Origin of the sequence: Cytobacillus firmus (assembly GCF_023715565.1) — a bacterium.
Taxonomy (GTDB): domain Bacteria; phylum Bacillota; class Bacilli; order Bacillales; family Cytobacillaceae; genus Cytobacillus; species Cytobacillus firmus_C.
The window spans coordinates 1-1,001 of record NZ_JAMBOJ010000140.1; the positions used below are offsets into that span (position 1 = coordinate 1).

The following is a 1,001-nucleotide window of genomic DNA, read 5'->3' on the forward strand; positions in this document are numbered from 1 at the left end:
ATAAACAGATTGAAGCATCTTCAGACGTTATAGAACGAAAATCCATAAGAAGTAAACGCAAATATCCGAAACAAGTGCGTAAGCAGTTGATGGATCTTGTCTTGCGTAAACAGAGATATCAAAAAGCCTTTGAAATTTTAGGTGCACGGAATAGCTATTCGAAAACAGATCCAGATGCGACCTTTATGCGAATGAAAGATGATTATATGAAAAACGGACAATTGAAAGCTGGTTACAATGTTCAAATCGCAACAGAGGGTCAATATGCGCTTGCCTATAGTTTGTTTTCCAATCCAACAGATACACGTACGTTAATTCCATTTCTAGATGAAATTGAGCAGCATTTTTTTGAGTTGCCGGAACACATTGTGGCAGATGCAGGTTATGGCAGTGAACAAAACTATAATGATCTCCTTTCCAACAGAAACCGAGAAGCCCTTATTACGTATAACATGTATGTAAAAGAACAAAAGAAAAAGCATAAACAAAATATATTCAACCCCGACAACTGGCAGTATGATGAAGTAACCGATACATATAAATGCCCTAATCAGAAACGTCTTGAATTTCAATATCATTCTGTCCGCAAGGACCGTACAGGCTTCCAGCGTGAGTTCAAGGTTTATGGGTGTGAAGACTGCTCGGGGTGCCCATTACGTTCAAAATGTACAAAAGCAAAAGAAGGCAGCAATCGAAAATTAATGATAAATGAAAAATGGGAACAACAAAAAGAGTATGTAAGAGCAAAGCTTTCAGATGAGAAAACGAGTGCCATTTATCGAAAACGCAAAATCGATGTGGAACCAGTTTTTGGATTCTTGAAGGCTAATTTGCGTTTCACCCGGTTTTCTGTACGCGGAAAATTGAAGGCGGAAAACGAAATGGGTCTCGCGTTAATGGCAGTGAATTTAAGGAAATTCACTGCCAAAAAATAAGAATTTAAAGAATTAATACCCTGAAATAAGAGAAAGGTGAATTTGAGCGCACTCAAATTCACCTTT

At 37.8% G+C, this 1,001-nt stretch carries 1 protein-coding gene; it reads left to right on the forward strand.

From position 1 onward, the window contains the following. The coding region (locus M3205_RS25125) for a transposase (RefSeq protein ID WP_251172360.1) at positions 1–935 on the forward strand (935 nt) is incomplete at its 5' end. Positions 936–1,001 lie beyond the last annotated feature (66 nt).